At 69.8% G+C, this 5,589-nt stretch carries 4 protein-coding genes; 1 reads left to right on the forward strand and 3 read right to left on the reverse strand.

Annotation, left to right across the window (positions count from 1 at the left end; translation table 11 throughout):
- Together VG869_17315 and VG869_17320 are read right to left on the reverse strand one after the other, a co-directional pair.
- Positions 1-1,393: sugar transferase (locus VG869_17315; protein HEV3452947.1), on the reverse strand; the 1,393-nt coding region annotated here is incomplete at its 3' end.
- Between the two features lie 637 nt (positions 1,394-2,030).
- Positions 2,031-2,969: a DUF4124 domain-containing protein gene (locus VG869_17320; protein ID HEV3452948.1), complete on the reverse strand. Its 939-nt coding sequence runs from the start codon at positions 2,967-2,969 to the stop codon at positions 2,031-2,033.
- 1,038 nt (positions 2,970-4,007) lie between these two features.
- Here VG869_17320 and VG869_17325 point away from each other — a divergent pair.
- The gene (locus VG869_17325) at positions 4,008-4,571 is read left to right on the forward strand and encodes a helix-turn-helix transcriptional regulator (GenBank protein ID HEV3452949.1); all 564 of its coding nucleotides are present in this window, start codon (positions 4,008-4,010) and stop codon (positions 4,569-4,571) included.
- Between the two features lie 177 nt (positions 4,572-4,748).
- Here the strand turns inward: VG869_17325 and VG869_17330 are convergent.
- Positions 4,749-5,589, reverse strand: an 841-nt coding sequence (locus VG869_17330; GenBank protein ID HEV3452950.1) for a hypothetical protein, incomplete at its 5' end; no start/stop codon positions are given.

Raw genomic sequence — 5,589 nt, forward strand, 5'->3', positions numbered from 1 at the left:
GCCCGGTGATCCCGGGCCGCATGTCCAGTCGTGCGAGATGGTCCTGGTCGAATGCGGCGACCTCGTGGGGGAGGGCCGGACGAGGGCCGACCAGGCTCATCTCCCCCCTGATGACGTTGACCAGTTGCAGGATCTCGTCGATGCTGGTCGCGCGCAGGAATCGACCGACTCGTGTGACCCGTGGATCCGCGGTGATCTTGAATAGCGGCCCGTCCCGACGCTCGTTCCGGGTCCAGATGGCATCCATCTGACTAGCCGCGTCGACCGACATGGTGCGCAACTTGAGAACTTCGAACGAGCCGGCTCGCAATCCGACCCTTTCCTGGCGGAACAGGACCCGTCCGCCATCCTCAATCTTGATGGCGATGGCTGCGACGAGCAGGACCGGTGCCGAGAGCGCGAGCGCGAACGAGGCGACGACGAGGTCGATGGTTCGCTTGGCCACCTCTTGCCAGCGGGGATGCATCGAGGCCTCGATGTAGTAGAGGGCCTGGTGGGACATCGGGAGCGCTCGGAGCCGCCGATGGCCGATGTTCATGATTCCCGTCGAGGTCTGGACATGGACACCGGCCGCGAGCAGCCCGCGGAGCGTCTGGTTGAGCTCGCTGAGGGAGACCGCCGTGATGGCGACGAGCGCGCCGGCTCGGAGCTCACGAGCGGCGCTGACCGCAGCCGTGGTGTCGGCGATCCAGGGGATGTCGCTCTCCCAGACCTCCCACTCCTGTCGATCTCCGACGACCCCGCGTACCCGGTACCCGAGTTCGGGTTGAATTTGGAAGAGCCGGCACAGCTCGTTCGCCTCGTCGTTCGTGCCGACGACGATCACGTCGCGGGAGAATCGGCCCTTCGTGCGGCAGGCGCGGAGCCACAGGGTGTAGGCCTCCCTGAGGACCGCGAGGACGATGAACATGGCGATGGGAGTGGCGACCACCCAGCGCGTGGAGATGTAGAGACCGAGCGCCTTCGCGACGACGACGGCAATCGCGCCGGAGATGATGGCCACGCGAACGAGGCGGGTCAGTTCGACGGTGCGCACGGCGCACACCCGGGCCCGGTAGAGCCGCTCCGCCGCCAGCGCCATGAGCGTGCAGAACGTCATGATGGCGACGAACGCCGCGTCCCTCGCGCTCGTCCCCCACGCGGTCGGATGCCGAGCTGCCGACCAGGCCACCGCGGTGGCCCAGACCGCGGCGATGCCGATGGTGTCGAGTCCGATCAGTCGGGCCCGGAGGCGGACCGAGTCGCGGTTTTGTTCCCGCGCCAGGTCGAGGCGACGTGTGCTCGGGTCTGCGTGCCCGTTGGTCTCTGGATCCCGGAGGGCCGCGCCCGCGGATTGCGGTCGCGTCAGCACCGCGTTGTTCTCTTCGTCATCGGGTACCAGTGTCGCGGTCACGTTCTCCGCCCCATTCCGTCCAACTCGTGTGCTGGGTCGTGTTCGGGGTGGACCCTGAGCTTGAAGGAGCCCGGCGTCGTCACCGCGAGAGTTCCCCGACGGTCCCGAAGGAAATCCACCCCAGCCCAGTCCCAATGGTCCACAGCAGCACCGCCTACCCCAGCACCATCCGTACCATCCGGCTGCGGCCCACCTTCTGTTGCACTGTATACCACTCTCCGTAGTTCCCCGCCACAGTCAAGGTCGAATGTTGGGGAACGCGCTGGTGTCGAGTGGGTGATCAGGGCGGGAAGTCCTCTCCTCGACCACTGAACGTGCTCGCGCGACCACGAACTGCGTCCGCGAGCGCGGAACGCGGCCGGGGGGCGTGAGCCTCGGCCCGGGGTGGTCGGCATCCGGGTCTCCTGGGGCGAGCTGGTGAGGGTGTTCCTTCAAACGCAACGTCGAAGTACGGCGCTCGTTTCGCGTTGGCGGACCGAGGACGTGGGAACCGGCTGGCTGTGGCGGTTGCGTCGATGATGGTCGGCGGGACGGCGCCGGCATCCGAGCGGCCACCGACGGCTCGGGGGTCGCGACCCACGGGTGGCAGCGCGCTGGGGAGCCGCGGGGTCTTTGGGCGCGGGGCGCGCGAGTCGCCCTACGGCGGGCTCAGGGCCTGCAGGCGGTTCCACGGGATCTTGGCGAGGATCTTGTACGACGGCGTGGACCCGAAGAGGCTCGCGTACGGGTCGCCGCGGCCGGCCGCCACGTACGGCTGGCTGTCTTCGGCGCTGAGGACGACGGCGCCGGAGGTGTCCATCACGACCATCCCGTAGGACTGGAGTGCCTTGGCGATGGTCACGCCGGCGGGTGGGAGCCCGAGTCTCGTCACGTTGACCGTCGGGTCGAGCCGGAACCGTGTGCCTTCAGGGATCGCGTTGGACCCGGTGGAGTTGCCGTCGTTGCGGTTGGCGGGCGGCACTTGGACCCCGGCGGTCGTCGCGACGATGCTGACCGCGAGCGCATGATTGATGCTGCGCGCTTGAAGCTCCGAGACTCTGATCGTGCTGGCGAGGTAGGACAAGCCGCTCGCCGAGAGCCCGTACGGCCTGGGAAACACGCCGTTCGACCGGCTCGCCCGTTCGAGCCGACCCCCCCAGCATGCTGACCAGTTGCCGCCGGCGTCCCGCTGGGCCTGCCAGAGCTCCCACTCGGTGTCGATCGACGGCTGCGAGATGACGAGGGCGTGGTCGCCACCTTTTGCTGGCTGCGCGTCGGACGGGATCGGCACGGCGCGCAGCTGCGACATCAGCCCCGGATCGGCCGTGCAGCCGTGGCTGATCGTCACCTGGGTCGTCGCCGTATTCGCGGCGACGGTGTAGATCGGGATGCTGTACGCGTCGGTGTTGATCCCGACTCCTCCGTACACGGTGTGCCACTGGTGGTTGAAACTCGCGACGAGATCGTCAGACCGCGAGTCCAGCGCCGCAGCGGCGGGGACGGCCCGACGCCACGAGAACGCGGGGATCGGCCGGTTCGGTGCTTCGGTGCCCAGGCCCGTGATCAGCGCGACGGCGATCAGGACGAGCCATTGCACGGGCGGGTTCGCCGGGCGGCGCCGGCGGTGGCCGAGCCCGCGCACGCTGGGCCGCGAGGCCAGGCGCGCGCCTCGGTTTCGCGTCGGCACGCGTAGTGACAGCCACTGTGCGGAGGACATGGGGCTCGCGAGCTCCAGATGCCGTGGATGGTCGGTTCGCCGGCGTGTCGGCTGTGCCGGCGGGCACCATCCTCCTACTCCCCAGGCCTCAAGCATCATGTCGGGGCCGACGCCCGACCGTCGGGGCCGATCCGGCCCTCGGTTCGGTCGCGCTCGCGACCGTTACCAGCGCTGGCCTCGGGGGCCAGTCGACCTGGCCCAGCGGCTTCGGCTCGACCACGACCCTGCGGCCTCGGGTGCGGCCGGCGAGGAAGAGCGCGCTCAGGCTGACGCCGGCCCCGATGCGAGGAGGCCCAGGCGCTTGGCGGTGCGGCTGCGAGGTCTCGGGGCCGATGGGGTCGACGGGACCGCTGACCGATGGCTCGGCTCGCGACTCGGATCAAGGTGTCCTCACCCATGACCGCCCGGTCCCGCCGGCGTGCGTGACGTCGGTTACCAGGTCGTCCGACGGGGTAGACGCGTGGTCCAGCGGACCGAGCCCGAGGGACCGTGGCGCAGCTCGTCCTCGCATCTCCCGAATCCTCAGCCTACGACGCCATGCTCGAGCATCGGCCGCGCCCGGCTGACTATCCACCCGCTCGCGTGCCGCCGCGGCTGTAATGGCAGCACTCGAATCACACTCTTCACCCGGTGAGCCTCGGCGATGAATCAGCCCGATCGTCCGCTTCCCGAGACCTCTTGGGGGGCAATGGCGTCGCGCCGACCGGTGCTGCCCCGATCCGGGGATTCCGGGAAGCCGCATCGAGGGCCGAACGGGCCCACGCGGACCGGCACGCGACCGCCATCGCGGGGCGGGCCGGGGGGCAGCCTGTCGGTCGAGACGCGTCGCCGGCGTCGCGTTGGTTGGACGCACGGTTCCGATGCCGCCCGTTCCCAGCACTTGCGGGGCCGTGGGACGCCAGGGGAGGACCTCGCTCGATGACCACGGGATCTCGCGATCGGGCGGCGGGCATGAGCGTCAGTGCGTCGTCCGTCGGTGCGCGCCTCCGTGCCGTCCGGCGCCGGCGGGGGCTGTCGCTGCAAGAGGTGGAGGGTCTTTCCGACCAAGCGTTCAAGGCGGGGGTCCTGAGCGCCTACGAACGCGGCGAACGTGCGATCTCGGTGTCGAGGCTCCTGCAGCTGGCCGAGCTCTACGGGGTGCCGGTGGGCTACTTCGTCCGGCGCGACCCGATCACCGGTGAGATCGATCTCACCGAGCGCGGCACCCCCAATGGAGAAGGCGTCAGCGTCGACTTGACTCGGCTCCGCAGCGTCGACGACTACGAGGTTGCGCTCGTGCTGGCGCGGCACGTCGCCTCGATCCAGCTCCAGCGCCAGGAGTTTCGAGCCGACACCCTGACGATTCGAGGCGCCGACCTCGACGTGCTGGCGAGTTCGGTGGGGCTGAGCCCGGAAGAGTTGAGGAACCGGCTCGGCGCCCTCCGCCTAGTGGCGGAAACCCGCGACGACTGTCTGCCCGATAGCGAACGGGCATATCAGTAGCGCCGGACCCGCGACGCGGCCCGCCCGACCGATCGCCGGTCGCGCGCCGGAACGACTCACGATCGAGCCGGGGCTGGGCTCCGTCGGCCCCGCCGACGTCCGGATGAGGGTCGTCCCGGGTTTAGGAGACCCGGTCGCGGCGGGTCGGTGTGCGAGTGGGCTCCGAGCGCCGCAACCTCAACCGGTGACCGCCACGAGCCGGTTCCAGGGGATCCCCCCGAGGGGAGGCCAGGCGTCCAGGCCCAGACCCGGGTACGGGTTGCTCCCTGCTGACACGACGTCCTCCCCCATGAGGACCGTGCCACCAGCCTGGTCCGTCACGTACATCCCGTAGGTCTGCAACGCCCGGGCGATCGTCAGCGCGCCGGGGCTCAAGCCCAGCGTGTTCAGGTTGAGCGTCGGGTCGAGCCGGAAGTGCGTCCCCTCGGGGATGCAGCCGCCCGCGATCGCGCCGCCGCCGTCCGAGCGGTTGGCCGGCGCGACGGGCGGCGCCCCACACGGGACATTGACCGCCAACGCGTGCGGGATGGTGCCGGCCTCGAGCTCGGAGACCCGGATGGCGCTGGCGAGATAGGACAGGCCGCTGGCCGAGAGACCGTACGGGTACGGGAACACCCCGCTGGAGCCGCTGACGGGGCTGATCCGGCCGCCGTAGCAGCGGGTCCACTGGCCACCGTTGTTCTGCGCGCCCCAGATCTCCCATTCGGTGTCGCTCGAGGGCTGGTAGACCACGAGCGCGTTGTCGCCACCCGCCGGGCCCGCGGGCTGAGCACCCGGTGGGATCGGGACCGCGCTCAGCATCTGGTCGAGTGTCGGGTCGGTGTTGCAGCCGGGATCCGACGAACGATTGGCGACGTTCACGGTCGGCTCACCCGGTGGAACCGTGTAGATCGGGATGCTGTACGAATCGTTGTTGATGCCGACCCCGTTGGCCGCGGCCGCGTTGAAGTTCGCCACCAGCGCAGGGGAGTTCGGGTCAGGCGCCGGAGATGCGCCGAGCGCTCGGTACCAGAAGCTG

It is taken from the genome of Acidimicrobiia bacterium, from assembly GCA_035948415.1.
GTDB lineage: Bacteria > Actinomycetota > Acidimicrobiia > IMCC26256 > PALSA-555 > PALSA-555.